This is a genomic window from Bradyrhizobium sp. SZCCHNRI1029 (assembly GCF_032487555.1).
Classification (GTDB): domain Bacteria; phylum Pseudomonadota; class Alphaproteobacteria; order Rhizobiales; family Xanthobacteraceae; genus Bradyrhizobium.
The window spans coordinates 254,601-278,809 of sequence record NZ_JAUEUK010000009.1 but is presented as its reverse complement, the minus strand read 5'-3'; the positions used below and the strand labels follow the sequence as shown (position 1 = coordinate 278,809).

Sequence of the window (24,209 nt, the reverse complement as noted above, 5' to 3'; positions counted from 1 at the left end):
ACTTTTCCAGCCGCCACGCGGCGGATTACGCCTTCGGCTAATCCGCCCTACGCGCTGCACCCTTTTGATCTTTTGGTCAGTGTTTGCTCAAGAAGTACCAAGCAACTAAGAAAAAGCTAACGATACCGAATACGGCAAGAAAGTAGGCTTGCGATTGGTACTGAGCTAGCACAAGGGCGTCGGCAGGATCATAGCCAAAACGGTCCACCCATATTGTCTTCGCTCGCCGCTCGACTCCAGTGAGAGAGACCGTTCTCCAAAACCAGACTGAAGTGCCTGCTTTCCAGACCGGCACGCGCTTTTTAGCCATCATTGCGCTGCCATGGAATGAGGCCATGACGATGCAGGCCATCAGCAGAGGGATCAAGATGGATTGTAGCTCGGGTGACATCTCGCCCTCAGTTGCTGGACTCCAAATTTGACGCCTCGAAATCTCTAGCTCATTAGCTGAATGCGAACTCTTCCATTCGGATATTCAACCGTTAGAGTAGTCGATCAGTTCGTTTCTTATAGAAACAATGGGGTTCGTTATGGCCGAAGAAGAAACACCAACATACGCCATCCACATAAAGACCGGCCGCCCGGCGGCTGATTCGACTGACAAATCGACGGAGCGCTGGCAGGAACTTGTAGAGCGAAGAACACTTCGATCTCGCGAGGAGCTGATGCCTGTGGCACTCCAGCTTGTCCAGGATCAAGCGGTGGTGCACCAGTTCCGGGCAGTGCATGGATCTGACAACGAGGAGTTGGCGAGCCAATTCATCGATGAAATAGCACGAAGCGCGCGGGCGATCGATCCAGATATAACGCAGGCAGACGCTGCAAGGATAACCGTGATTCTTATGGAAATGCTAACGAACTCGGGTGAGGATTCAGGCGGCACGCGCTAGCATTGGGAACGCGGCCTCCTATCCTGACATCGAAAGCACCGGAAGTGGTGCTCCCGCATAGCGGCCGGCGCGCTTGATCAGTTCGTCATGGGTGCCGTCCTCGACCAGGCGACCGTTCTCGATGGTGATGATGCGGTCTGCGTTGACAACGCACATGATGCCTATCGTCGTTGCGAACATTCTCATGAAGGCGCAGAATATCATGGCGCCCATGCCGGCGAGTGAAAAACAATTCGTTTGCGGCGGTGGCGCGCGTTAAACTTCTGCTTGCGCGTAACAGACCATCACATCGGAAAGAGTGCGTCGGGCAGATCACCTCGGCGATATTGCGCGATCTTACTGCCTCATGCCGCCTGGCTTAGCCAATTCGCCCGGGGCAGAAGAACTTGTTTCGCGAGCGGTTTCAAAGTCCAACGGCCCGCTCGTCCGATGCGCCAAATTTCCTCTTTCGTTTTTATCGAAATCATATATACTCCCCCTCAGCTCACCCCTCCGAGAGGGACGTACGCGCGGTCGTCACGATACGTGGGGTGGGGATGCGGTGGCCGTGTCGGGTCGCAGCGTGGCTTCCCGCCATGCCGACGAACGACTGTGATGCGGACGTGAAATCGTGTGGTCCTGGCCTCCCGGTGCTGAGGCCAAGCGGGCGATGCCCTTTGCGGGGCGCGCAGGCGACGGGGGCAAGAACGCCGGTCCCCGAGGAGATCACGTATAAGCGTTAAGACCGCCGCGCAGGGAATGCCGGATGTTCGGCTGAACCTGTGGTACCTGCCGCCTGCATTTTTTTCGCAGGCGGGCCATGGGTGAGGCCTTCACCCGGCATTCCCTGCGCCCTCTCGATGGTTTTTGAGGGCGATGTCGATGGCATCACTCGGGCGGAGCACGCCGCGGGAATGTGGACGTGTGCCTGCGGATGGAGGTGGATGCGATGAGGACGACTCTCTCCCCGTCATTCCGGGGCATCGCGCAGCGATGAACTACGATGCGCAATTGCGCATCGGAGAATCCATAACCACAGGCGGATGTTGGTCGAGCGGGATGGAGCTGCCCGCGTGCCTCACGTATCGGCCCGTGGCTATGGATTCCGGGCTCGCCCTGCGGGCGCCCCGGAATGACGCGGGGAGAGAGCGGGGCGCCACATGACGGTGCCCTGCCCTCCGCCCGCCTCAGAATCTCGGCAGATCGGGAAACGCCAGCTTGCCACCGTGGACGTGCATGCGCCCGAGCTCGGCGCAGCGGTGCAAGGTGGGGAAGACCTTGCCGGGATTGAGCAGTCCCAAATGATCGAAGGCGCACTTCACCCGCTGCTGCTGGTTGAGATCGATCTCGGTGAACATCTCCGGCATCAGGTCGCGCTTCTCGATTCCCACCCCATGCTCGCCGGTCAGGACGCCGCCGAGCTCGACGCAGCAGCGCAGGATGTCGGCGCCGAACGCCTCGGCGCGCTCCATCTCGCCCGGCTTGTTGGCGTCGTAGAGGATCAGCGGATGCAGGTTGCCGTCGCCGGCATGGAACACGTTGGCGCAGCCGAGCTGGTACTTCTCCGAGAGCTCGCGGATGCGGGCCAGCGCCTTCGGCAGCGCGCCGCGCGGGATGGTGCCGTCCATGCAGAGATAGTCCGGCGAGATGCGCCCGACGGCCGGGAACGCCGCCTTGCGCCCGGCCCAGAACAGGTTGCGCTCGGCCTCCGACGTCGAGATGCGGCAGGTGGTCGAGCCGCAGGCGTTTGCAATGGCCTCGACGCGGCCGATCAGCTCGTCGACCTCGACGCCCGGGCCGTCGAGCTCGATGATCAAGAGCGCCTCGACGTCGAGCGGATAGCCGGCATGGACGAAGGCCTCGGCGGCGTGGATCGCCGGCTTGTCCATCATCTCCATGCCGCCGGGGATGATGCCGGCGCCGATGATGCGCGCGACGCATTCGCCGGCCGCCTCGACCTCGGCGAAGCCGACCATCAGCGCGCGCGCCGTCTCCGGCTTCTGCAGGATGCGCACCGTCACCTCGGTGACCACGCCGAGCAGCCCTTCCGAGCCGGTGATCAGGCCCATCAGGTCATAGCCCGCGTTCTCGGCGCACTTGCCGCCGATGCGCAGGACCTCGCCGGTCATCAGCACGAGCTCGCAGCCGAGCACATTGTTGGTGGTCATGCCGTATTTCAGGCAGTGCACGCCGCCGGAATTCTCCGCGACGTTGCCGCCGATCGAGCAGGCGATCTGCGACGACGGGTCCGGCGCATAGTAGAAGCCGGCATGCGCCACCGCCTGGCTGATGGCGAGATTGGTGACCCCTGGCTCGGTGACGACGACGCGGTTGTCGAAATCGATCTCGCGGATGCGCTTGAACTTGCCGAGCCCGAGCAGCACCCCGTCGGCCAGCGGCAGCGCGCCGCCGGACAGCGAGGTGCCCGAGCCGCGCGGAACCACCTTGATGCCCTGCCCGTGGCAATATTTCAGGACCTGCGAGACCTGCGCGGTGGTCTCCGGCAGCACCACGACCATCGGCGGCTGGCGGTAGGCCATCAACCCGTCGGACTCGTAAGGCAGCATCTCGGCGGCGCTGTCGATGACGCCTTCGCCCGGCACGATCGCGCGCAGTGCAGCAACGATCTCGTCGCGGCGCGCCAGCACCGCCCGATCAGCTTCCGGCATCATGATCGCCATCGCGTTCCTCCGGCCCTCGATTTGTGCTGGCATATCAATCACAACGGAAACGGTTTGGATAGGCAGCGGATCCGCATCGAAGTTTGCGGCAGAGCAACAAGCTCCGCCATTATGCTGATTTGCCTCAGTGCTTCCCCGCTTGTGCGTCGCCTGAGGCCATGCCACAACCTGCGCGCAAACTCGTCTCGTAACCCACAGAGCCTGATCCATGAAGAAAATGACTTTGAGCGCGCTCGTCGTCCTCGCCTCGTCGTCGCTGGCATCTGCCGCGCTGGCGCAGGATGCCGCCGCCGGCAAGACGTCCTTCAACAAGTGCCTGCCCTGCCACGCGATCGGCGAGGGCGCGAAGAACAAGGTCGGCCCGGAACTCAACGGCCTCGACGGCCGCAAGTCGGGCAGCGCGCCGGACTACAACTATTCGGAAGCCAACAAGAACTCGGGCATCACCTGGAACGAGGCGGTCTTCAAGGAATACATCAAGGACCCGAAGGCCAAGATCCCCGGCACCAAGATGACCTTCGCCGGCATCAAGAACGAGACCGAGATCAACAACCTCTGGGCCTATGTCTCGTCGTTCGACAAGGACGGCAAGCAGAAGCAGTAAGCGGCCGCCGGCCGACACGTCACCTCGACTGCAAAGCCCCGGCGGACCGCCGGGGCTTTTTCACATCACGGCGCCACGGCGTCGGCCAGGGTCACCGCTGCGACGATCCGGTCGACCTCGCCGGCCACCAGCTCCGGCACCGCGTTCTGGACCATGTGCCCGAGGTCGGGCAGGACGATCAGGCGGCTCTGCGGCACGACCCGCGCGAGCGGGCGGGAATGGATGTCGGTATAGACCGTCCGGTCGACCCCGCCCGCCACGATCGTGACCGGGACCTTGATCTCGCCATAGCGCGGCGCCTGCTCGATCACGGCCTGCTTCAGGGTGACGAGATCGCGGGCATTGGCCATGAACTCGCGCGGGCGCAGCAGCAGCGGCGTCGCGGTCCGGTCGACGAAATCCTCCGGCATCGCCTGCGGCGCGAACACGCCGCGGGCGCCGGGCGCCATCAGCGCCAGGCCGAGCGGCAGCGTGATCGTGTGCGCCAGCAACGGCCCGACCACCGGCGTCGTGACGGCCTCGTTGTAGCGCCCGACCCCGCCCCGCCAGGGATAGGCGACCGGCGCCAGCATCACGAGGCCCGCAATCCGGTCGGGGAAGTCGAGCGCCATGCGCAGGCCGAGCGCGCCGCTCCAGGAATGCACCACCAGGACGACCTGGCCGACGCCGAGCCGCGCCAGCACCTCGTCCAGCATCCGGGCCTGGGCCGCGGGCGTGGAATCCTCAGGCCGCGCGCGCGGGCTCCAGCCATGGCCGGGGCGGTCGACCAGCAGCACCCGGTGGCGCTGCGCCAGGAGATCACCCAGCGGACGGCGCATGGCTTCGAGGTTCGAGCTCGCCCCATGGAGCAGCAAGAGCGGCGGTCCGGACGCGTTGCGCGGCCCGATATCCACAAGATTGATGGTCGCACCGGCGACCGGGATCGCCTGCCCCTGCTGCGGATAGCGCTTTTCGACGATCGCGATACCGGCCCGCGTGGCCAGCGCGAGCCCACCGAGGACGACAGCAATAGTGATTGAAATCATTGATATTTTTCTACGTGTCACGCTGACAGATACGGAGCAGAACGAAGGCGGTTGCGCGGGAAAGCGCGCAATTCCACGTCCCGTCAAGCCAATCCTGTCATCATGGCGTCGTCGGCCATTTTATAACCATGGTCGGGACATTTCCTCGCAATCGGCTGATGGCCGTGAATTACTTGCGGTCAGATCATTGCGTCGTTTGAACACGATGACCGGCCCTGCGTTTTGTTTGGTGTTTTGGGAGGGGGTTACCGATGAGTTTTCGTTCGAGCGAGGCTGCGATCGACGAGATCGTCGCAAGTTGCAATGGCGATCTCCGCGGCGCGCTGAAGGCCCTGCTGCTGGTCAACGAGCATCTCGAGGCCGAGATCGCGCAGCTGTATGCCGCAGCCGCGCAGTACGGCATGCCGGACCGCCGCAGCACCGCATTTCACTGAGTCGGCTGACCGGGCCGGATTGCGCCGATCAGTCCTCGGACGTGATGTCCTTGTTCGGGCACGCGTTGATCGTCGATCGCGCCAGCTTGGCGTCGTCTTTCGACTTGAACGGCCCGGACGCGAACCAGATGTCGCCCATGGTGGGGGTGACGATCGGATTGCTGGTCACGATCTCGCAGCGATTGGTGGCGCGGTTGCCGACCACCCAGAACAGATCCGGATCCTCGGCCCAGGCGGCCGTCGCCGTCATTCCGATGAGCGCTGCCGTCAGCACTGCACGCCTCATTGCGCCACCTCCTCGCCGGATGTCCTCCGATCAACGGCAGGTGGGATGGCGCAGATCGGCCGGCAAGGACGGCCGTCCTGACATGGTTAATCGACCGCCAAGGCTAGATGTCGCGGCCTTCGACCTTCTCGGTCAGCGTCTTGACCAGCTCCGGCACCTTGTCCAGGTGCGGATTGACCTCGAGCGCCTTGCGGAACGCGTCCAGGGCCCGCTTCTCCTCGCCGAGGTCCTGCATGATCATGCCGAGACCCGCGAGCGCGCCGAAGTGCCGCGGCTCACGCAGCAGGACCTGCTGGATGTCGGCAAGCGAGCGACCGTAATCGTTCTGGAGGTAATAGATCGTCGCGCGACGGTTCCAGGCCTCGACGTAGTCGGGCCGGAGCTTGATGACCGAATCGAGCAGCTTGAGCGCAACCTCGTTCTGCTTCGCGTCCATCGCCGCCTTGGACCGCGCCATCAGCAGGGCGACGGTGTCACTGGGGGTCTGCAGCCAGATCGCCCAGATCCGCGCCTCGACGTGCTTGGCGCTGATCTCGTCGGGCGCCGCCTTCAGGGCGCCGAACAGGAAATCGAGGCCCTTGGTCTTGTCGGCGCCGACCTTGGGCAGCTTGGCCGGAGCCTCGGGCGGCTTTGGCTTGACGCCGGCCCGCGGCTCCCCCTGCGCAAAGGCAAGGTGCGGTACCGAAATGACGACAACGGCGAGAAGAATCGCCCGCAAGGATCGCTTGGCCATGCCCCAAGTCTAAACGCAGTCGGCGCGTCCTGCAAAGCAGCACGCGCCTCAAAGACCTGTGAGAAGGCCCCTCTTCTCGAGGGGAGATCTACGGGATCAGCCCTGGCGCGCCTTGAAGCGGCGCTGGACCTTGTTGATCACGTAGACGCGGCCCTTGCGGCGGACCAGACGGTTGGCGCGATGGCGGCCACGCAGCGACTTCAGCGAGTTACGGACCTTCATGGGACATCCTGATACGTTGAAAGGCCGTGTTGGACAGGCCGGAAGTGGCAAATATAAAGGGAGTTCCGCAAGCGACCAGGTCGCCCGGATTGGCCGGTTTCTAACCACCAGCCCGCCGGATGTCAATCATGGCGGGCCCCGGCTTCAACAGGACCGGCCGGCGACGGGCCCCTCGATCCAACTTGGCGATTGCCAAATTTGTTATATCCTATAATCAATTTTCCAAAGCCAAGAACCAACCGCCGGGAACGCCCATGCCCAAGCTCGCTCTGCCCAAGATCGACGACGTCGTCGCCATCGACATCCACACCCATGCCGAGGAGCCCTGCGGCATGCATGCGGATGACGGCTACGACGATTTCCAGGCCCAGATGGCCGACTACTTCAAGTCGCCGCACAAGCACCCGCCGACGGTGCCGGAGACGGCGGCCTATTACCGCTCCAAGAACATCGCCGCCGTGATCTTCCCGGTCGACGCCGAGCGCGAGACCGGCTTCCGCCGCTACAACAATTACGAGATGCTCGAGGTCGCCTCCGACCATCTCGATGTGCTGATCCCCTTCGTCAGCATCGATCCGCACAAGGGCAAGCTCGGCGTCCGCGAGGCGCGCAAGCTGATCGAGGAGTATGGCGTCCGCGGCTTCAAGTTCCACCCGACGATGCAAGGCTTCTACGCCAACGACCGGCTGGCCTATCCGCTGTATGAGGCGATCAACGACGGCGGCGCGATCGCGCTGTTCCACACCGGCCAGACCGGCGTCGGCTCGGGCATGCCGGGCGGCATGGGGATGCGGCTGAAGTACTCGAACCCGATGTACATGGACGACGTCGCGGCCGACTTCCCCGACCTCAAGATCATCCTCGCCCACCCCTCCTTCCCCTGGCAGGAGGAGGCGCTGTCGGTCGCGACCCACAAGCCGAACGTCTACATCGACCTGTCGGGATGGTCGCCAAAGTACTTCCCGCCGATCCTGGTGCGCTACATCAACTCGATCCTGCAGGACAAGATGCTGTTCGGCTCCGACTGGCCGGTGATCACGCCCGACCGCTGGCTCGCCGATTTCGCCAAGCTCGACATCCGCGAGGAGATCCGGCCGAAAGTGTTGAAGGCCAACGCGCGCAGGCTGCTCGGGATCTGAGGCCGTCCGACGGCTCGTATCGTCGAGGATCGTGCTATCATCCGCGGGCGCGGTGGCCATCGGCCATCGCGCCTGCCTCTCTGATGAGGTGAGCGCCGTGCCCTTCAAAGCCGTGGTCTTCGATGCCTATGGCACGCTGTACGACATCCAGTCGGTAGCGGCGGTCACCGAGCAGGCCTTTCCCGGCCACGGCGACATCATCACCCAGATCTGGCGCATCAAGCAGCTCGAATACACCTGGCTGCGCTCGCTGATGCAGCGCTACGAGGATTTTTCGGTCGTTACCCGCGAGTCGCTGCTCTATACGCTGCGTGTTCTCGGCCTGCAGGCGGATGCGATCACACGCGATCGCATCATCGCCAAATATCTCGATCTCGATCCCTACCCTGATGCACGTGCCGCGCTCGCCGCGATGAAGGACCGCCGGCTCGCGATCCTCTCCAACGGCAGCCCCGCGATGCTCGACGGCCTGGTGAGAGCCAGCGCCTTCGACACGCTGCTCGATGCCGTCATCAGCGTCGATGCCCACAAGATCTTCAAGCCGAGCTCGCAAGCCTATGCGTTGATCCAGGAGACACTCGGGCTTGCGCCTGACGAGGTGCTGTTCGTGTCCTCCAATCCCTGGGACGTCTGCGGCGCCAAGGCCTTCGGCCTCAACGTTGCCTGGATCGAGCGCGTCACTCCCGAAGCCATGGCGGCCGCCTGCATCGAGACCGATCTCGTATCCCCGCTCACGATGTTCAAGGCGCTGCGGACCCAGATGGACGAGTTGGGTTTTGCGCCCGATCATCGTATTGCTGCGCTCTCCGAATTGCCTGAGATCGTCAACACGCATGAGCCTTGAATCCGTCCGCGCCTTCTTCGCCGAAAAAGCCCCCGACATCGACGTTCTCGTCTCCAGCCAGAGCTCCGCAACCGTGGCGCTCGCGGCGGAAGCCTATGGCGTGGAGCCGGCCCGCATCGCCAAGACGCTGTCGTTGCGCGTCGGCGAGCGCGTCATCCTGATCGTCGCCGCAGGCCACGCGCGCATGGACAACAAGAAGGTGAAGGCGCTGTTCGGCGGCAAGCCGAAGATGCTCGGCCTCGACGAGGTCGCCGACATCACCGGACACGAGGTCGGCGGCGTCTGCCCGTTCGGCTTGAAGTCGCCGCTACCGGTGTATTGCGACGTCTCGCTGAAGGCCTTCGACATCGTGGTGCCCGCCGCGGGCTCGACCCACAGCGCGGTGAAGATCACGCCGGATCGCTTGGCCGAGCTGACGGGAGCCGCATGGGTCGATGTATGCGAGGTGCAGTCCTGATCGGCTGGGATCGGCGGCCGCGATCATCGCTTCTTCCCCTTCGCGAGTTCCTTCACCAGAAACTCCGTCAGCACCTCGACCCGCGCGGGGCGCGGGCCGCCGGGCGGCATCACCAGATGCATTGCGCCTTCGGGCTGGCTCCAGCCCTTCAGCACCACCTCGACCTCGCCAGACGCGATCGCGTCGCCAACGATGAAATCCGGCAGGTCCGCGATGCCGAGCCCCGCGAGCACCGCCGGCAACAGCGCCTCGCCATTGTTGACGCGCAGCTGTCCCGCCGGCCGTACGCTGGCCTGCTCGCCGGCCGCATTGGTGTAGTGCCAGACGCCGGCGGTGGAGAGATAGGCGTAGCCGAAGCATTTGTGCTCGGCGAGATGCATCGGATGCGTCGGCCGTCCGTGGCGCTTCAGATAGGACGGCGCCGCCACCGTGTAGCGCGGCATGGGGCAAAGGCGGCGCGCGACCAGCGACGAGTCCGGAAGCCGCGCGATCCGCAGCGCGAGGTCGAACCCTTCGCCGATGAGATCGACGGTGGCATCGCTCATGTGCAGATCAATCGAGACCTCCGGATATTGCTCCAGAAACGCCGGCAGCAGCGGCGCGATCTTCTTGACGCCGAACGTCATCGGCACCGCGAAGCGCACCAGGCCGCGCGGCGTCAGCGACTGCGCGAGCGCCTCGGTCTCGGCAGCCTCGCCATCGGCGAGCAGCTGCGCGGCGCGCTCGGACAGGCGCTGGCCGGCGTCCGTCAGCGCCAAGCGCCGCGAGGTGCGGTTGAACAGCCGCGTACCCAGACGCTCCTCCAGCCGGCTCACCGCCTTGGAGACGGAGGCCTTGGAGAGGCCCAGCTCCTGCGCGGCGCCCGCGAAGGAGCGCAGCTCGACGACCTTGGCGAAGATCGCCATCGCCTCGAAATCCGGAAGTCGCGCCATCGCCTCAAATCTCGTTTTTGGAAACAATAGGTTTCAATAGTTTCTATTTCTATACTCCGGTCGCTTCCTTATTCCAATGCCCAACAGCACGGCGGCCCCGGCCGGCCGTTGCAACCACAGGAGCAGACCCATGATCGAATTGAAGCCCTTTGCGGCGCTGGGCGGCGCCGACCACGGCTGGCTGAAGGCCAAGCACCATTTCTCGTTCGCGAGCTACTACGACCCCAGCAACATGGGCCACGGCGCCCTGCGCGTCTGGAACGACGACGAGATCGCGCCGAACACCGGCTTCCCGGCGCATCCGCACCGGAACATGGAGATCATCACCTATGTCCGCGAGGGAGCGATCACCCATCAGGACAGCCTCGGTAACAAGGGCCGCACCGAGGCCGGCGACGTCCAGGTGATGAGCGCGGGCAGCGGCATCCGCCACTCCGAGTACAATCTGGAGCCGACCACGACACGGATCTTCCAGATCTGGATCGAGCCTGCCACCGATGGCGGCCAGCCGACCTGGGGCGCCAAGCCGTTCCCGAAGTCCGACCGCTCCGGCAAGCTGGTCACGCTGGCGAGCGGCTTCGCAGACGACGGCGACGCGTTGCCGATCCGCGCCAAGGCGCGCGTACTCGGCACCACGCTGAAGGCCGGCGAGACCGCCGAGTACAGCGCCGACAAGGCCCGGCACATCTATCTGGTGCCCGCAGCCGGCAGCGTCGAAGTCAACGGCGTCCGAGTCAACGCTCGCGACGGCGCCGCCATCCGCGACGAGGCCACGCTGAAGATCACCGCGCTCGAAGATTCCGAGCTGGTGCTCGTCGACGCCGCCTAATCCTCTCACGCGATCCCGGCCGGGCATCCGGCCGGGACGCTCTTCCCGATCATCCTCGTCCCCACGGAGACTGCCATGACCAAGGTTCTCGTTCTCTACTACTCCGCCTACGGCCACATCGAAGCGATGGCCAACGCGGTGGCCGAAGGCGCCCGCGAGGCCGGCGCCACCGTGGACGTCAAGCGCGTGCCCGAGCTGGTGCCGGCCGACGTTGCCAAGGCCTCCTACTACAAGCTCGACCAGACTGCCCCGATCGCCAAGGTCGAGGAGCTCGCCGATTACGACGCGATCATCGTCGGCACCGGCACCCGCTTCGGCCGCATGGCCTCGCAGATGGCCAACTTCCTCGATCAGGCCGGCGGCCTGTGGGCCAAGGGCGCGCTGAACGGCAAGGTCGGCGGCGCCTTCACCTCGACCGCGACCCAGCACGGCGGCCAGGAAACCACCCTGTTCTCGATCATCACCAACCTGCTGCACTTCGGCATGACCATCGTCGGCCTCAACTACGGCTTCGCCGGCCAGATGAAGCTCGACGAGGTGACCGGCGGCTCGCCCTATGGCGCCACCACCATCACCGGCGGTGACGGCAGCCGGCAGCCGAGCGCGAACGAGCTGGCGGGGGCGCGCTATCAGGGCCGCGTCATCGCCGAGACCGCAAAGAAGCTGCATGGCTGATGCGACTGGGGCGGCACTTCCGTAAACGAAGTGCCGCCCCATCTCGCAAAAGTCGGAAGGATGCCAAGGAGTCTGCAATGCCCGCCATGCTCGAACTGGTGACGCTGGCCCGGTTGGCCCGCCATCCCCTGCAGATGATAGCGCGCCGCTGGTACTGCAAGAGCCTCTACCGCGCCAGCCGCGGCCAGCGCCGCTGCCCGGAATGCACGGCCGCTACAGCGGCTTGATCTGCACCTTCCTGAACTTCACGACGCCCGAGCCGTACTGCAGGGCGATCGGTCCCGCCGCGTGCTTGCTGTCGTCGACATCGGCGGTCTTCTCGCCGTTGAGGATCACGGTCAGCCGCGTGCCCTTGGCGGTGATCTCATAGGTATTCCACTTGCCGCCGGCCTTCGGCATCGGATCGACCTTGGACACGTCGACGATCGCGCCGGTGCCGTATTTCGGATCGGGCCGCTTGTCGAAGATGTTGACCTCGTAGCAGATGTTGGAGTCGATCTTCGCCGACTGGTCGCAGCGGATGAAGATGCCGCTGTTGGCGGCGTCATCGACCCAGAACTCGGCCTTGATCTGGAAGTCCTTGTAGCTCTCCTTGGTCACCAGATACGATGGATCCTTGCCATCGAGCTTGTCGGCCGACAGCGCGCCGTCCTTCATCTCCCAATTGGCCTTGCCGACCTCGGTGAAGTCGGCCTTGGTCGTGGCGTCGACCAGGGTCACCCAGCCGTCATCGGCCAATGCCGCTCCCGTCATGCCTGCGCCCGCAATCAATAGTCCGGCCGCGAGCCCTCTCAAGCGATACCGCATCGAAACTCCTCCCTGATTTCTGTTTCGTTCGTCGCCACGATAGCAAAGCGCCGGACAATGCAAACGGGTTTCGATGCTGCACCTGCTCTATCGTCTCCTCCAACTACACCGCCGTGGCGCGCGCAAAATCGACATAGATCTCGCGCAGCCGCGCCGCCACCGGTCCCGGCTTGCCGTCGCCGACGGGCTTGCCGTCGATCGTGACCACCGGCTGCACGAACGAGCTCGCGCTGGTGATGAAGGCTTCCTTCGCCGCGAGCGCCTCCTCCACCGTGAACAGCCGCTCCTCGACCTTGAGCTGGCGCTCCTCGGCGAGCTTCACCACGGCCTTGCGGGTGCAGCCCGGCAGGATCGCGTTCGAGTTCGGCCGCGTCACGATGACGTCGTCCTTGGTCAGGATGAAGGCCGAGGACGAGCCGCCCTCGGTGACATGACCGTCCTCGACCATCCACGCCTCGCCGGCCCCGGCCGCGGCGGCCGCCTGCTTCGCGAGCACCTGCGCCAGCAGCGCCACGCTCTTGATGTCGCGGCGCGCCCAGCGGATGTCGGGCACGGTGATGACGCCAATTCCCGTCTTCGCCGAGGGCGCATTGATGATGTCCTTGGCGGTGACGAACATCACCAAGGTCGGCTTGACGTCGCCCTTGGGAAACGGGAAGTCGCGGCCCTTGTCGGCGCCGCGCGTCACCTGCAGATAGACCATACCCTGGTCGAGCCGGTTGCGTGCGACCAGCTCCTTCTGCAACTCCTCGATCCGCGCCACGCTCTCCGGCAGCGCCAGCCCGATCTCGCCGACCGAGCGCTCCAGGCGGGCAAGATGCGGGGCACTGTCGACCAGCTTGCCATCGAGCACCGCCGCCACTTCGTAGATGCCGTCGGCAAACAGGAAGCCGCGATCGAGGACCGAGACCTTGGCCTCGGACAGGGGCACGAAGGCGCCGTTGACGTAAGCGATCGGGTCCAAGGACGTGTCTCCATTCTCATCTGCGCACGCAAAGCCATCTGCGTACACCAATTGTTACTCTCGCCGTCATTCGGGGGCGATGCGCAGCATCGAACCCGGAATCTCGAGATTCCGGGTTCGCCCTGCGGGCGCCCCGGAATTACTCACCGGACTAATGCGACAGGATTTTCGACAGGAACTGCTGCGCGCGCTCGCTGCGCGGCTGGCCGAAGAACTCCTCCTTCTTGGCGTCCTCGACGATCTCGCCGCGGTCCATGAAGATGACGCGGTGGGCGACCTTCCTGGCGAAGCCCATCTCGTGGGTCACGACCATCATGGTCATGCCCTCGCGGGCGAGATCAACCATGACATCGAGCACCTCGCTGATCATCTCCGGATCGAGCGCCGAAGTCGGCTCGTCGAACAGCATCGCGATCGGATCCATGGCGAGCGCACGTGCGATCGCCACGCGCTGCTGCTGGCCGCCGGAGAGCTGCGCCGGAAACTTCTGCGCCTGCTCCTTGAGACCGACGCGATCCAGGAGCTTCATGCCCTTCGCGGTCGCTTCCTCATGGCCACGCCCCAGCACCTTCTGCTGGGCGAGGCAGAGGTTGTCGATGATCTTGAGATGCGGAAACAGCTCGAAGTGCTGGAACACCATGCCGACCCGCGAGCGCAGCTTCGGCAGGTTGGTCTTGGAATCATTGACCTTGAGGCCGTCGATCGTGATCACGCCGTCTTGGAACGGCTCCAGCGCGTTGACGCATTTGATCAGGGTCGACTTGCCGGAGCCGGAGGGGCCGCAGACCACCACCACCTCGCCCTTGGCGACCGAGGTCGTGCAGTCCTTCAGCACCTGGAAGCTCGGGCTGTACCATTTGTTGACGTGGCTGATTTCGATCATGGGAGCCGACTATCTGATGATGGAGATGCGCGACTGCAGGCGGCGGACGCCGTAGGACGCGACACAGGAGATGGTGAAGTAGACCAGGGCCGCGAACAGGTACATCTCGACCAGGCGGCCGTCGCGCTGGGCGACTTTCGAAGCAGCGCCGAGGAAGTCCGGAATCGAGAGCACGTAGACCAGCGACGTGTCCTGGAACAGCACGATGGTCTGGGTCAGCAGCACCGGCAGCATGTTGCGGAACGCCTGCGGCAACACGACGTAGCGCATGGTCTGCGCATAGGTCAGGCCGAGCGCCGAGGCCGCGGCCGGCTGGCCGCGCGAGATCGACTGGATGCCGGCGCGCATGATCTCGGAGAAATAGGCCGCCTCGAACAGGATGAAGGTGATCAGGGAGGACGCGAACGCGCCGACCTTGATCGGCCGCGACGAGCCGGTGATCCACTGCCCGATATAGGGCACCAAGAAGTAGAACCAGAAGATCACCAGAACCAGCGGCAGCGAGCGCATGAAGTCGACATAGAGCCCGGCGATAAAGCCCATCACCCGATAGCCGGACAGCCGCATCAGCGCGATCAGGGTGCCGAACACAAGACCGCCCGTCGCCGACAGCGCCGTCAAGGTCAGCGTGAAGGTCATGCCGTCGATGAAAAGATAGCTCAGCGAGCGGCGGATGACGTCGAAATCGAAATTGGCCAGCATCTCATTTGCCCGTGATGTAGCCAGGGACCGCCACCGCGCGCTCCAGGAGCCGCATGCCGATCACGACGATGACGTTGATGACGAGATACATCAAGGTGGCGGCGCTGAAGGCCTCGAACACCTGGAACGAGAATTCCTGCATGGCGCGCGCAGCGCCCGTCAGTTCGATCAGACCGATCGTGATTGCGACGGCGCTGTTCTTGACCGTGTTGAGAAATTCGGACGTCAGCGGCGGCAGGATGATGCGGAAAGCCATCGGCAGCAGCACGTAGCGGTAGGCCTGCAAGGTGGTGAGGCCGAGCGCGGTCGCCGCCAGCTTCTGGCCGCGCGGCAGCGAGCCGATGCCGGCCGCCAATTGCACGGCGACACGCGCCGACATGAACAGGCCGATGCCGACGGCCGCCGTATAGAATGGCGCATTGGGCATCTGCTTCAGCCACAGGCCGATCGTGGGCGGCAACAGCTCCGGCAGCACGAAGAACCACAGGAACAGCTGCACCAAAAGCGGCATGTTGCGGAAGAACTCGACATAGGCGAAGGCGATCCAGGTCGCCAGCTTGGACGGCAAGCTGCGCAGGATGCCGACGATCGTGCCGCAGATCAGCGCGATCACCCAGGCCGACAGCGAGGTCACGATGGTGACCTTCAGCCCCGCCAGCAGCATGTCGAAATAGGTGCCGGCCCCGGTCGGGTTCGGCTCCAGGAAGATGTGCCAGTTCCAGGTGTAGTTCACGGGGACATCCTGAGAGGGAATTAGCTCGCAAGTCGCATTACACAGTCTTTGCCAAAAACTCGCTGCGCTCCCTCCCCCCTTGCGGGGGAGGGTCGGGGTGGGGGGTCCACACGGGCAGTCTTTCCTGAGACCCCCACCCCCGACCCCTCCCCGCAAGGGGGAGGGGGGCGCATCGAATTCGGCGCGAGAGCTGCGGCCTCACGTTACGGCTTGTACGAATCCGGATCCGGCGAGTCCGACGGCTTGGCGAACTCGGCCTTCAGTTCGGCCGACAGCGGGGTGTTGAGGTTCAGGCCCTTCGGCGGGATCTTCTGCATGAACCATTTGTCATACAGCTTGGCGCCCTCGCCGCTGGTGTAGATCTTGGCGGTCGCCGCATCGACCACCTTCTTGAACTGCGGATCGTCCTTGCGCAGCATGATGCCGTAGGGCTCGGGCTTCGAGAACGCGTCCTTGGAGACGACATAGGCGGCCGGATCCTTGGAGCCGGCGACGAGGCTCGCCAGAAGAATGTCGTCCATCACGAAGGCGACGGCGCGATCGGTCTCCACCATCAGGAAGGCCTCGGCATGATCCTTGGCCGGAATAATGTTGATGCCGAGGTTGCGCGCGGCATTGGCCTCGGTCAACTGCTTGATGTTGGTGGTGCCGGCGGTCGACACGACCGATTTCCCCTTCAGATCGTCGATCGAGTTGATCTTGCTCGCCTTCTTCGAGACGTAGCGGCTCGCCGTCAGGAAGTGGGTGTTGGTGAAGGAGATCTGCTTCTGGCGCTCGGCATTGTTGGTGGTCGAGCCGCATTCCAGATCGATGGTGCCGTTGGCGAGCAGCGGGATGCGGGTCGACGACGTCACCGGGTTGAGCTTCACATCGAGCTTGTCGAGCTTGAGCTCCTTCTTCACGGCATCGACGATGCCCATGCAGATGTCGATGGCAAAGCCGATCGGCTTCTGATTGTCGTCGAGATAGGAGAACGGGATCGAGGAGTCGCGGACGCCGAGCGTAATGGTGCCGGTCTCCTTGATGTTCTTCAGGGTCCCCGTCAGGTCCTCGGCCTGCACCTGGCCGGCGCAGAGCGCGGCGGCGACGGCAAGACCGAATAGGCGAAGCTGCTTCATAACTGATCTCCTCAATCCGGCTGATCGCCGGATGCTTGCATAAACCACAGCGAACTCAAAATGGCCCCCGCCCCCGGACGATCTCCGGCCGGACGAGCGCGGGCACCATAGACCGCCCCGCGGCGGGACGTCCTCGGACGATTGCGACAAATTGCCTGTCCCGCGTCCCCTTCGACAAGACGTCCGGGCTGAAACGGCAGCGCCGAACGTTGGGATGGTAAACTACGAGGGGCTCGCAGGCCCCGCGACCAGACGAAAGTTGCAGGCGGGTTCCCGCACGCGGCAATGCAACCGCACGGCACACGGACCTCATGGTTCGAGACGCGCCGCGCCCACCTTCCGTCTTCCTGGCCGGCGCGCGCTCCTCACCAGACGCCAGGCGATGTGTGCTCATGCCTCCTTCTCGGCTCACAGCGGCTTCCGCAATTCACCAAGATCCCAGAACAGCCCGGCCATCAGGCCGAGCGCCTCGTCCGTGACATCCAGCAGGATGTGCTCATCCGGCGCGTGCTGCGAGCAGCCCGGGTAGGAATGCGGCACCCACATGGTCGGCATCTTCAACACGTCGGCAAACACGTCATTGGGCAGCGAGCCGCCGAAGTTCGGCAGCACCGCGGGCGCCTTGCCGGTGCTCATCTTGATGGACTCCGCGGCCCATTTGATCCAGGGGCTGTCGATGTCGGCGCGCGAGGCCGCGAAGCCTTGCGTCATGCTGACCTCGACCATCGGGAAGCCGTGCGCGACGAGATGGCTCCTCACGTCCTCCACGATGCTGTCGACCTTGGTGCCGACCACGAAGCGCAGCTGCAGCACGGCGCGGGCGCGGCCGGGGATCGCATTCGCCGGCTTGTCGATATTGCCGGAGGAGATCGCGAGCACCTCGAGCGTATTCCAGGCATAGAGCCGCTCCGCCGGCGTCAGCCCCTCCTCGCCCCAATGGTCCGACAGCGCCGGCTCGTCGGCGGTCGGCTCCACCTTCACGTCGGCGAGGATGGCGCGGATGGCATTGGTGAGGCGCGGCGGCTTCAAGGTATCGAGCTTGATACGGCCATGGCCGTCGACCAGCGTGGAAATGGCATTGGCAAGGATGGTCGCGGGATTGGCGAGCACGCCGCCCCAATTGCCGGAATGGTTGCCGCCCTCGCGCAGGTTGACGTCGAGATGCAACCGGATGCCGCCACGGCAGCCGAGAAAGATGGTGGGGCGTGCGGTCGATAGCCGCGGGCCGTCCGAGCCGATGAAGACGTCGGCCTTCAAGGCGTCGCGATGCAGATCGGCCACCCTGGCGAGATCGGGCGAGCCGATCTCCTCGCCCATCTCCATGATGAACTTGGCATTGAAGCCGAGCTTGCCGCCGCGGGCCTCGCGCACCGCGCGCAGCGCCGCCATGTTGATGCTGTGCTGGCCCTTGTTGTCGGCGGTGCCGCGGCCATAGAGACGATTGCCCGCTGGCGTCACCGCCCAGGGATCGCGGCCGTCGCGCCATTCGCCGGCCATGCCGTCGACGGTGTCGCCGTGGCCATAGCTGAGCATCGTCGGGGCGCTGTCGCTCTCGTGGTAGGTCGCGATCAGGAACGGCGACTTGCCGCTCGGCGAGGGCACGATCTCGGAGGAAAAGCCGAGCGCAGCAAAGGACGGCGTCAGCTCGTTGGTCAGATACGCCGCGAGGTCGTCCTTGCGCTCGGGATTGAGGCTCTCGGTGCGATAGGCGACCCGGCGGCCGAGCTCGACCAAGAAGTCACCGCTCGTCAGGCTCTGACGGGCACGGGCGATTGCATCAATCCTGGTCATGGCGCTTTTCCAGTCACGACGAAGGCGGCGTCATATCGGGATCGCGCGACGAGCGGAAGGGGCTGGGTTTGAATTCAGTGGGCAAGCGCACGCGTCTCGGATTTTGGAACTGCATGCCCGGGACCTGCCCCGACCGGCTGCATTGTCCCGACCTACGCGCTCTCGTTCTCGCGGTGCGGTCGCGCACCCGAGCTATTGGCGTGAACACCCTCGAAAGACGGAGGGCGCGGGGAATGCCGGGTGAAGGCCTCACCCATGGCCCGCCTGCAGAAAGAAAAGCAGGCGGCAGTCACCACAGGTTCAGCCGAGCATCCGGCATTCCCCGCGCGACGGTTTTCACGTGTATAGCGTGCTCTCCCCGGTGTCCGGCTTGATAGCCACCGTCATCGGCGGGATCATCACCCGCGACTTGGCACCAGCGTCGGGGTGCTAGGACCACACGCCTTTGCGTCCGCCAGATGCCGTTCGTCGGCGCGGGCTTCCCCACGCTGCGGCATGCCGACAGCCGTCGCCCCCACCTCGCGTGTCGTGACGATCGCGATGCGCCCCTCCGTATGAGGCGGGATTTCGGAAATAAAGCATATCTTCGGGTATTCGTAAAGCGATTTCTTTAGCGGCTGCTCATGAAGTCGTCATTCCGGGGCATCCGAGTGCGGGGTGGCGCAGCCGCCCTGCAACTCGGATGAGCCCGGAATCCATAACCACAAGCTATTGTGAGGAGAAACGGATGGTCATGACCAGTTCGCGTCACAACATCCGCCTGTGGCTATGGATTCCGGGCTCACGCGGGTCGTAGACCCGCGTGCCCCGGAATGACGACTGTGGTCGTGGATGGACCGCCCCTCTGAGCTTGACGCCTGCTCAGTTCACCGCGTTGCTCACCATCACCTCGATCAGCTTCGCGCCCGGCCGCCGGAAGGCCTCCGATAACACCGACTTCAGCTCGCGCGGATCACTGACACGCAGCGACTCACAGCCGAGCGACTTGGCCAATCCCGCAAAATCCACCTGCGGATCGACAAAATCCATGCCGATATAGTTGTCGTCACCGTGGAACGACAGCAGCCGCTGCTTGATGATGCGGTAGCCGCCATTGTTGACGATGACGACCGACAGCGGCAGCTTGTGATGCGCCGCGGTCCACAGCGCCTGGATCGAATACATCGCGCTGCCGTCACCGGAGTAGCAGACCACGGGGCGATCGGGATTGGCGAGGCTGACGCCGACCGAGGCCGGCAGGCCCCAGCCGATGCCCCCCGAGGCGAGCGCGTGATAGTTGTAGCGGTCGCGATACGGCCACAGCGCCGTCATGTAGCGCGCCGAGGTCAGGCCCTCGTCGACCATGATGCCGTGCTCCGGCATGGCCTCGGCGACCTGCAGCGCCAGGTAGTCCGGATCGATCGGCGTCCGCTCGCGCGCCGCTTCGATCTGCGCGGCCAGCTTGCGCCGCCGCGCGCTCCAGTTCTTCGAGGACAATTCGGCCACGCGCTCCTGCGCACGCGCCTGCAGGGCCGCGCCGCCGAGCTCGCGCAAGAGCGGCGTGAGCTGAAGCAGCGTCTCGCGAACGTCGGCCTTCAGCGCGATCTCGGCACCGAAATTCTTTCCCAGCTCCCAATCGACGAGGCCGATCTGCACGATCGGCAAGCCCTCGGGCAGCGGCTCGATCTCGCTGTGCACGGACATCCGCAAGGGATCGGCGCCGAGCACGATGAGAAGATCGTGTGGCGCGAGCAGGTCGCGGACCTGCTGCTGCGCGCGCGACAATGAGCCGATGTAGCAGGGATGCTCGGACAGAAAATGCGCGCCATAGGGCGCGGACTGCTGATGCACGGGAGCGCCGATCGCCGACGCGAACTCGGCCGCCTCCCGCAGCGCATCGCTCTTGACGACCTCGTCGCCGGTGATGACCACCGGCCGCTGCGCCTTGAGAATGCGCTGCGCCAGCCCCTGCAAAGCGTCCGCGGCCGGCAACACGCGCGCATCGACCCGGGTGGAACGGCCGAGCTCGATGCCGGCTTCGGCATTGAGGATATCGCCGGGCAGCGAGATGAAGACGGGACCGGTCGGCGGCGTGGTCGCCACCTTGGCGGCGCGCCTGATGATGCGCGGCAGGTCCTCCAGCCTCGTCGCCTCGACCGCCCATTTCACCAGCGGCTCGGCCATCCGCACCAGCGGGCCGTAGAGCAATGGCTCCATCAGGCCGTGGCCCTGCTCCTGCTGGCCGGCGGTGAGGATCATCGGCGTCCCGGTGAACTGCGCATTGTAGAGCGCGCCCATGGCGTTGCCGAGACCCGGCGCGACGTGGACGTTGCAGGCGACGAGGCGTCCCGAGGCGCGACTGAAGCCGTCGGCGATCGCCACCACCAGGCTCTCCTGCATCGCCATGACGTAGGTGAGATCGGGATGATCCTTCAGCGCATGCATGATCGGTAATTCGGTGGTGCCGGGATTGCCGAACAGATGAGTGATGCCCTCGTCCTTGAGCAGCGTGAGGAAGGCCGAGCGTCCGGTGATGCGGTTCTTCATTCAGGTTTCCTCCGAGCAACGCGGCCTCAGTATGCGGGCGAGCTCTCTCTCCGTCATTGCGAGCGAAGCGAAGCAATCCAGGGCGGCGTACGCGACTCTGGATTGCTTCGTCGCTGCGCTCCTCGCAATGACGGTGGAGAGAGCGCGGACTACACCTTCGCCATCTCCTGATACACCGGATAGTCCGTGTAGCCCTTCTCCTCGCCGCCGTAGAAGGTCGGGCGGTGATAGGGCGTCAGCGGCCAGCCGTGCTGCAGCCGGGCGGGCAGGTCCGGGTTGGAGATGAAGGTGCGGCCGAAGGCGATGGCGTCGGCGAGGCCGGCCCGGATCGCCGCGTCGGCCGGCTCGCCCGTGAAGCCGCCGGCGCCGATCAGGACGCCCCTCCACACCGGCCGGAACAGAGCGATGGCCGACGGCACGTTCTGCCAGTTGACGTCGGCGCGGCCGGCGCCGGAGGAGCGCGGCTCGATCAGGTGCAGATAGGCGATGCCGAGCTTGTCGAGCGCCTCGATCGCATAGGTATAGAGCGGCATCGGCTCGGCTTCGCCGGAGCCGTTGGCGATGCCATAGGGCGACAGCCGCACGCCGACCTTGTCGGCGCCGCAGGCATCGATCACCGCCTGCGTGACCTCGAGCAGGAAGCGGCAGCGGTTCGCGATTCCGCCGCCATAGCGGTCGGTGCGCTGGTTGCTGCGGGTCTGCAGGAACTGCTCGATCAGATAGCCGTTCGCGCCATGCACCTCGACGCCGTCGAAGCCGGCGGCCATCGCATTGCGCGCGGCTTGGCCATAGGCGGCGACAAGCGCGGGGATCTCGTCGGTGTCGAGCGCACGCGGCGTCTCGTAAGCTGCGCCTTTGCCTTCCGCCGTCATCGCCTTGAGATCGTCGCCGATCGCGATCGCCGACGGCGCCACCGGCAGCACGCCGCCCGGCTGGAACGAGGAGTGCGAGACGCGGCCGACGTGCCAGAGCTGCAGGAAGATGAATCCGCCCTTGGCATGCACCGCATCGACGACCTGCTTCCAGCCGGCGATCTGCGCCGCGCTGTAGATGCCCGGCACGTTCGGGCTGCCGGTGCCGGTCGGCAGCACCGGCGAGGCCTCGGCGATGATCAGCCCGCCCGGCGTCGCGCGCTGCGCGTAATAATCGACGTTGAGCTGGCGCGGCGCGAGCGTCTCCTTTGCGGCGCGCATGCGCGTCAACGGCGCCATCACGACGCGATGCTTGAGGTGGTACGGACCGATCGTGAGCGGTGAAAACAGCGCAGGCAGCATTTCGTCCCCAGATGTCGTTGCGATTGTCGATTGGGATCATCTTGTTCGCAAAACATGATGGTGGCAATGTCCGCCCCACCTCCGCACGAGCAAACCCTCCATGCCGAAAGCGAACGCCCTGCCCTCGCTCAGCCTGCGCATCGATCTCGATGACGGCAGCCGGATCGGGCCGGGCAAGATCGCGCTGCTGGAGAACATCGAGCGGCACGGCTCGATCTCTGCGGCCGGGCGCGCGATGGACATGTCCTACAAGCGGGCCTGGGACCTCGTCGACGAGATCAACCGGGTGTGCCGGCAGCCGGCGGTGGCGCGCCAGACCGGCGGCCGCAATGGCGGTGGCGCGGCGCTGACGGCGTTCGGCGCGCAGTTGGTCGAACGTTACCGGCGCATGGAGCGCGACGCGGCGAATGCCGTGAAGAAGGATCTGGCGGCGCTGCGCAGCGACATCGAGAAGCCGAAGAAGGCGCGCGGCGCGAAGGCCGCGCCGTAACCGGCTCCGGCGGGATCGCGAAGACCTGTCATGCCGTCGGCCGGATGATCTTGCGGCCGCGCCCGGACGTCATACACCACCATCTCACCGTCCTGCCGGAGAACCTGCCCGTGTCACACCCTGCTCTATCCGCCGATCACACCGCCGTCGTCACCGGAGGCGCCTCCGGCATCGGGCTCGCCGCCGCCATGCGCTTCGCAGAGCGCGGCATGAACGTCTGCATCGCCGATGTCGACGAGGCCCGGCTGTGCCACGCCGCCGCCAGGCTCGCGGCTGCGGCCAGGCGTGGCGAGGCTGCGGTCATGACCGCCACGGTCGATGTGAGCAACCGGGACAGCGTGGTCGCGCTCGAAACGGCGGTGCGGCAGCGCTTCGGCGCGATCGACGTGCTGATGAACAATGCCGGCATCCAGCCGGGCAGCAAGATGCTCACTGAGGCCAATTGGCAGCGCATCCTCGGCGTCAATCTGTGGGGCATCATCCATGGCGCGCAGGTGTTCGCCCCCGGCATGATCGCGCAAGGCAGGCCGGCGCTGATCATCAATACCGGCTCCAAGCAGGGCATCACCACGCCGCCCGGCGATCCCGCCTACAACGTCTCGAAGGCCGGCGTGAAGGCGTTCACCGAGGCGCTGCAGCACGAGCTGCGCAACACGCCCGGCTGCCAGGTGACGGCGCATCTGTTCATTCCGGGCTTCGTGTTCACGCCGCTGACGGCGAATGGCCGCGTCGAGAAGCCGGCCGCCGCCTGGACGCCGGAGCAGACGGTCGACTTCATGCTGGAGCGCGTCGCGGCCGGCGACTTCTACGTGCTGTGCCCAGACAACGACGTGCCGCGCGCGCTGGACGAGCGGCGCATCCTGTGGGCGGCCGGCGACATCGTCGAGAACCGGCCGCCACTGTCGCGCTGGCATGCCGACTACGCCGACGCATTCGCCGCGTTCGTAAAGAAATCGCCATGATCCGGCCACATCGGAGCGGCGGCGCGTAGCTGCTCCCGGTCTCATCACAAGTTACCGGACGCGTCGGATCGTCGCAAGGCGGTCCGCGTGCGCTCGGAACGTCTACCATCGACCGAATCGCTACGGTCGAACGCTCTTGCAACTCACTGATTTGCCGCGGGCGCGACATCGTCGCTGAGAGCCGGCTCCCGAAGCGCGCCTCGACCGTCAAGCGGTGAGATGTCGCAGC

At 65.0% G+C, this 24,209-nt stretch carries 28 protein-coding genes; 11 read left to right on the top strand and 17 right to left on the bottom strand.

The window, feature by feature from the left end:
* Positions 1-76 precede the first annotated feature (76 nt).
* Positions 77-391 carry a hypothetical protein gene (locus tag QW861_RS25385; RefSeq protein ID WP_316187085.1) on the bottom strand — a complete coding sequence of 105 codons (315 nt, stop codon included), beginning with the start codon at positions 389-391 and terminating at the stop codon, positions 77-79.
* 139 nt (positions 392-530) lie between these two features.
* On the opposite strand from QW861_RS25385, the gene QW861_RS25380 reads away from it, so the two are divergent.
* Entirely contained in the window at positions 531-890 is a 360-nt protein-coding gene (locus QW861_RS25380; RefSeq protein WP_316187084.1) for a hypothetical protein, read from the top strand.
* Between the two features lie 18 nt (positions 891-908).
* On the opposite strand, the gene QW861_RS25375 is transcribed toward QW861_RS25380, so the two are convergent.
* Positions 909-1,046, bottom strand: coding sequence for a hypothetical protein (locus QW861_RS25375; protein WP_316187083.1), 138 nt, complete (start codon positions 1,044-1,046; stop codon positions 909-911).
* 1,010 nt (positions 1,047-2,056) lie between these two features.
* Positions 2,057-3,550, bottom strand: coding sequence for an FAD-linked oxidase C-terminal domain-containing protein (locus QW861_RS25370; RefSeq protein WP_316193622.1), 1,494 nt, complete (start codon positions 3,548-3,550; stop codon positions 2,057-2,059).
* Positions 3,551-3,758: 208 nt separating this feature from the next.
* On the opposite strand from QW861_RS25370, the gene cycA reads away from it, so the two are divergent.
* Entirely contained in the window at positions 3,759-4,154 is a 396-nt protein-coding gene (gene cycA / locus QW861_RS25365) for a cytochrome c-550 CycA (RefSeq protein WP_315716648.1), read from the top strand.
* A 65-nt stretch (positions 4,155-4,219) separates the two neighbouring features.
* Here cycA and QW861_RS25360 read toward each other — a convergent pair whose 3' ends face one another.
* Positions 4,220-5,179, bottom strand: coding sequence for an alpha/beta hydrolase (locus tag QW861_RS25360; protein WP_316193621.1), 960 nt, complete (start codon positions 5,177-5,179; stop codon positions 4,220-4,222).
* Positions 5,180-5,430: 251 nt separating this feature from the next.
* On the opposite strand from QW861_RS25360, the gene QW861_RS25355 reads away from it, so the two are divergent.
* A complete protein-coding gene (locus QW861_RS25355; RefSeq protein WP_315716646.1) occupies positions 5,431-5,613 on the top strand; it encodes a hypothetical protein in 183 nt (60 codons plus the stop codon).
* A gap of 28 nt (positions 5,614-5,641) precedes the next feature.
* Here QW861_RS25355 and QW861_RS25350 read toward each other — a convergent pair whose 3' ends face one another.
* From QW861_RS25350 to ykgO, 3 genes are all read right to left on the bottom strand, one after another.
* Complete coding sequence (locus QW861_RS25350) at positions 5,642-5,899, bottom strand: hypothetical protein (RefSeq protein WP_315716645.1); 258 nt, start codon at positions 5,897-5,899, stop codon at positions 5,642-5,644.
* 103 nt (positions 5,900-6,002) lie between these two features.
* Positions 6,003-6,632 (bottom strand): tetratricopeptide repeat protein, encoded by a 630-nt coding sequence (locus QW861_RS25345; protein ID WP_315716644.1) that lies wholly within the window; start codon positions 6,630-6,632, stop codon positions 6,003-6,005.
* Positions 6,633-6,728: 96 nt separating this feature from the next.
* Positions 6,729-6,854, bottom strand: coding sequence for a type B 50S ribosomal protein L36 (gene ykgO, locus QW861_RS25340; protein WP_006611362.1), 126 nt, complete (start codon positions 6,852-6,854; stop codon positions 6,729-6,731).
* A 254-nt stretch (positions 6,855-7,108) separates the two neighbouring features.
* On the opposite strand from ykgO, the gene QW861_RS25335 reads away from it, so the two are divergent.
* The 3 genes from QW861_RS25335 to QW861_RS25325 all read left to right on the top strand — a co-directional run bounded on the left by QW861_RS25335 (position 7,109) and on the right by QW861_RS25325 (position 9,294).
* Positions 7,109-7,993: an amidohydrolase family protein gene (locus QW861_RS25335; RefSeq protein WP_315716643.1), complete on the top strand. Its 885-nt coding sequence runs from the start codon at positions 7,109-7,111 to the stop codon at positions 7,991-7,993.
* A 97-nt stretch (positions 7,994-8,090) separates the two neighbouring features.
* Positions 8,091-8,837 carry a haloacid dehalogenase type II gene (locus tag QW861_RS25330; protein ID WP_316193620.1) on the top strand — a complete coding sequence of 249 codons (747 nt, stop codon included), beginning with the start codon at positions 8,091-8,093 and terminating at the stop codon, positions 8,835-8,837.
* Positions 8,827-9,294 (top strand): YbaK/EbsC family protein, encoded by a 468-nt coding sequence (locus QW861_RS25325; RefSeq protein ID WP_315716641.1) that lies wholly within the window; start codon positions 8,827-8,829, stop codon positions 9,292-9,294. The genes QW861_RS25330 and QW861_RS25325 overlap by 11 nt, the downstream gene beginning before the upstream one ends.
* Before the next feature lie 23 nt (positions 9,295-9,317).
* Here the strand turns inward: QW861_RS25325 and QW861_RS25320 are convergent, their stop codons facing one another.
* On the bottom strand, positions 9,318-10,226 hold the full coding sequence (locus QW861_RS25320) for a LysR family transcriptional regulator (RefSeq protein ID WP_315716640.1): 909 nt from the start codon (positions 10,224-10,226) through the stop codon (positions 9,318-9,320).
* Positions 10,227-10,356: 130 nt separating this feature from the next.
* On the opposite strand from QW861_RS25320, the gene QW861_RS25315 reads away from it, so the two are divergent.
* The 3 genes from QW861_RS25315 (at position 10,357) to QW861_RS25305 (ending at position 11,957) form a co-directional block, all read left to right on the top strand.
* A complete protein-coding gene (locus QW861_RS25315; RefSeq protein WP_316193619.1) occupies positions 10,357-11,055 on the top strand; it encodes a pirin family protein in 699 nt (232 codons plus the stop codon).
* Between the two features lie 75 nt (positions 11,056-11,130).
* Complete coding sequence (wrbA, locus tag QW861_RS25310; RefSeq protein WP_316193618.1) at positions 11,131-11,730, top strand: NAD(P)H:quinone oxidoreductase; 600 nt, start codon at positions 11,131-11,133, stop codon at positions 11,728-11,730.
* Positions 11,731-11,807: 77 nt separating this feature from the next.
* Positions 11,808-11,957: a hypothetical protein gene (locus QW861_RS25305; RefSeq protein ID WP_315753383.1), complete on the top strand. Its 150-nt coding sequence runs from the start codon at positions 11,808-11,810 to the stop codon at positions 11,955-11,957.
* Here the strand turns inward: QW861_RS25305 and QW861_RS25300 are convergent.
* The 9 genes from QW861_RS25300 to QW861_RS25260 all read right to left on the bottom strand — a co-directional run bounded on the left by QW861_RS25300 (position 11,944) and on the right by QW861_RS25260 (position 22,528).
* Positions 11,944-12,537 carry a DUF1080 domain-containing protein gene (locus tag QW861_RS25300; RefSeq protein ID WP_316193617.1) on the bottom strand — a complete coding sequence of 198 codons (594 nt, stop codon included), beginning with the start codon at positions 12,535-12,537 and terminating at the stop codon, positions 11,944-11,946. The genes QW861_RS25305 and QW861_RS25300 overlap by 14 nt on opposite strands.
* A 103-nt stretch (positions 12,538-12,640) precedes the next feature.
* Complete coding sequence (locus QW861_RS25295) at positions 12,641-13,501, bottom strand: D-amino-acid transaminase (protein ID WP_315753379.1); 861 nt, start codon at positions 13,499-13,501, stop codon at positions 12,641-12,643.
* A 151-nt stretch (positions 13,502-13,652) separates the two neighbouring features.
* Entirely contained in the window at positions 13,653-14,384 is a 732-nt protein-coding gene (locus tag QW861_RS25290) for an amino acid ABC transporter ATP-binding protein (protein ID WP_315753377.1), read from the bottom strand.
* A 9-nt stretch (positions 14,385-14,393) separates the two neighbouring features.
* Positions 14,394-15,086 (bottom strand): amino acid ABC transporter permease, encoded by a 693-nt coding sequence (locus QW861_RS25285; RefSeq protein WP_315736525.1) that lies wholly within the window; start codon positions 15,084-15,086, stop codon positions 14,394-14,396.
* 1 nt (position 15,087) lies between these two features.
* Positions 15,088-15,819 carry an amino acid ABC transporter permease gene (locus QW861_RS25280; RefSeq protein WP_315736524.1) on the bottom strand — a complete coding sequence of 244 codons (732 nt, stop codon included), beginning with the start codon at positions 15,817-15,819 and terminating at the stop codon, positions 15,088-15,090.
* Between the two features lie 203 nt (positions 15,820-16,022).
* Positions 16,023-16,937 (bottom strand): amino acid ABC transporter substrate-binding protein, encoded by a 915-nt coding sequence (locus QW861_RS25275; RefSeq protein ID WP_315753374.1) that lies wholly within the window; start codon positions 16,935-16,937, stop codon positions 16,023-16,025.
* 408 nt (positions 16,938-17,345) lie between these two features.
* Complete coding sequence (locus QW861_RS25270) at positions 17,346-18,728, bottom strand: M20 family metallopeptidase (RefSeq protein WP_316193616.1); 1,383 nt, start codon at positions 18,726-18,728, stop codon at positions 17,346-17,348.
* Between the two features lie 861 nt (positions 18,729-19,589).
* Entirely contained in the window at positions 19,590-21,254 is a 1,665-nt protein-coding gene (locus QW861_RS25265; protein ID WP_316193614.1) for a thiamine pyrophosphate-binding protein, read from the bottom strand.
* 149 nt (positions 21,255-21,403) lie between these two features.
* Positions 21,404-22,528 (bottom strand): alkene reductase, encoded by a 1,125-nt coding sequence (locus QW861_RS25260; protein ID WP_316193613.1) that lies wholly within the window; start codon positions 22,526-22,528, stop codon positions 21,404-21,406.
* A gap of 100 nt (positions 22,529-22,628) precedes the next feature.
* On the opposite strand from QW861_RS25260, the gene QW861_RS25255 reads away from it, so the two are divergent.
* Both QW861_RS25255 and QW861_RS25250 read left to right on the top strand, forming a co-directional pair.
* A complete protein-coding gene (locus tag QW861_RS25255) occupies positions 22,629-23,018 on the top strand; it encodes a winged helix-turn-helix domain-containing protein (RefSeq protein ID WP_316193611.1) in 390 nt (129 codons plus the stop codon).
* A 110-nt stretch (positions 23,019-23,128) separates the two neighbouring features.
* Entirely contained in the window at positions 23,129-23,980 is an 852-nt protein-coding gene (locus QW861_RS25250) for an SDR family NAD(P)-dependent oxidoreductase (protein ID WP_316193610.1), read from the top strand.
* The last annotated feature ends 229 nt before the right edge of the window (positions 23,981-24,209 follow it).

What these genes read in the sequence shown, in the direction of transcription:
- QW861_RS25385 (WP_316187085.1), bottom strand. Translation starts at nt 391, where the DNA reads ATGTCACCCGAGCTACAATCCATCTTGATCCCTCTGCTGATGGCCTGC.
- QW861_RS25380 (WP_316187084.1), top strand. Translation starts at nt 531, where the DNA reads ATGGCCGAAGAAGAAACACCAACATACGCCATCCACATAAAGACCGGC.
- QW861_RS25375 (WP_316187083.1), bottom strand. Translation starts at nt 1,046, where the DNA reads ATGTGCGTTGTCAACGCAGACCGCATCATCACCATCGAGAACGGTCGC.
- QW861_RS25370 (WP_316193622.1), bottom strand. Translation starts at nt 3,550, where the DNA reads ATGGCGATCATGATGCCGGAAGCTGATCGGGCGGTGCTGGCGCGCCGC.
- cycA (WP_315716648.1), top strand. Translation starts at nt 3,759, where the DNA reads ATGAAGAAAATGACTTTGAGCGCGCTCGTCGTCCTCGCCTCGTCGTCG.
- QW861_RS25360 (WP_316193621.1), bottom strand. Translation starts at nt 5,179, where the DNA reads ATGATTTCAATCACTATTGCTGTCGTCCTCGGTGGGCTCGCGCTGGCC.
- QW861_RS25355 (WP_315716646.1), top strand. Translation starts at nt 5,431, where the DNA reads ATGAGTTTTCGTTCGAGCGAGGCTGCGATCGACGAGATCGTCGCAAGT.
- QW861_RS25350 (WP_315716645.1), bottom strand. Translation starts at nt 5,899, where the DNA reads ATGAGGCGTGCAGTGCTGACGGCAGCGCTCATCGGAATGACGGCGACG.
- QW861_RS25345 (WP_315716644.1), bottom strand. Translation starts at nt 6,632, where the DNA reads ATGGCCAAGCGATCCTTGCGGGCGATTCTTCTCGCCGTTGTCGTCATT.
- ykgO (WP_006611362.1), bottom strand. Translation starts at nt 6,854, where the DNA reads ATGAAGGTCCGTAACTCGCTGAAGTCGCTGCGTGGCCGCCATCGCGCC.
- QW861_RS25335 (WP_315716643.1), top strand. Translation starts at nt 7,109, where the DNA reads ATGCCCAAGCTCGCTCTGCCCAAGATCGACGACGTCGTCGCCATCGAC.
- QW861_RS25325 (WP_315716641.1), top strand. Translation starts at nt 8,827, where the DNA reads ATGAGCCTTGAATCCGTCCGCGCCTTCTTCGCCGAAAAAGCCCCCGAC.
- QW861_RS25320 (WP_315716640.1), bottom strand. Translation starts at nt 10,226, where the DNA reads ATGGCGCGACTTCCGGATTTCGAGGCGATGGCGATCTTCGCCAAGGTC.
- QW861_RS25315 (WP_316193619.1), top strand. Translation starts at nt 10,357, where the DNA reads ATGATCGAATTGAAGCCCTTTGCGGCGCTGGGCGGCGCCGACCACGGC.
- wrbA (WP_316193618.1), top strand. Translation starts at nt 11,131, where the DNA reads ATGACCAAGGTTCTCGTTCTCTACTACTCCGCCTACGGCCACATCGAA.
- QW861_RS25305 (WP_315753383.1), top strand. Translation starts at nt 11,808, where the DNA reads ATGCCCGCCATGCTCGAACTGGTGACGCTGGCCCGGTTGGCCCGCCAT.
- QW861_RS25300 (WP_316193617.1), bottom strand. Translation starts at nt 12,537, where the DNA reads ATGCGGTATCGCTTGAGAGGGCTCGCGGCCGGACTATTGATTGCGGGC.
- QW861_RS25290 (WP_315753377.1), bottom strand. Translation starts at nt 14,384, where the DNA reads ATGATCGAAATCAGCCACGTCAACAAATGGTACAGCCCGAGCTTCCAG.
- QW861_RS25285 (WP_315736525.1), bottom strand. Translation starts at nt 15,086, where the DNA reads ATGCTGGCCAATTTCGATTTCGACGTCATCCGCCGCTCGCTGAGCTAT.
- QW861_RS25275 (WP_315753374.1), bottom strand. Translation starts at nt 16,937, where the DNA reads ATGAAGCAGCTTCGCCTATTCGGTCTTGCCGTCGCCGCCGCGCTCTGC.
- QW861_RS25270 (WP_316193616.1), bottom strand. Translation starts at nt 18,728, where the DNA reads ATGACCAGGATTGATGCAATCGCCCGTGCCCGTCAGAGCCTGACGAGC.
- QW861_RS25265 (WP_316193614.1), bottom strand. Translation starts at nt 21,254, where the DNA reads ATGAAGAACCGCATCACCGGACGCTCGGCCTTCCTCACGCTGCTCAAG.
- QW861_RS25260 (WP_316193613.1), bottom strand. Translation starts at nt 22,528, where the DNA reads ATGCTGCCTGCGCTGTTTTCACCGCTCACGATCGGTCCGTACCACCTC.
- QW861_RS25255 (WP_316193611.1), top strand. Translation starts at nt 22,629, where the DNA reads ATGCCGAAAGCGAACGCCCTGCCCTCGCTCAGCCTGCGCATCGATCTC.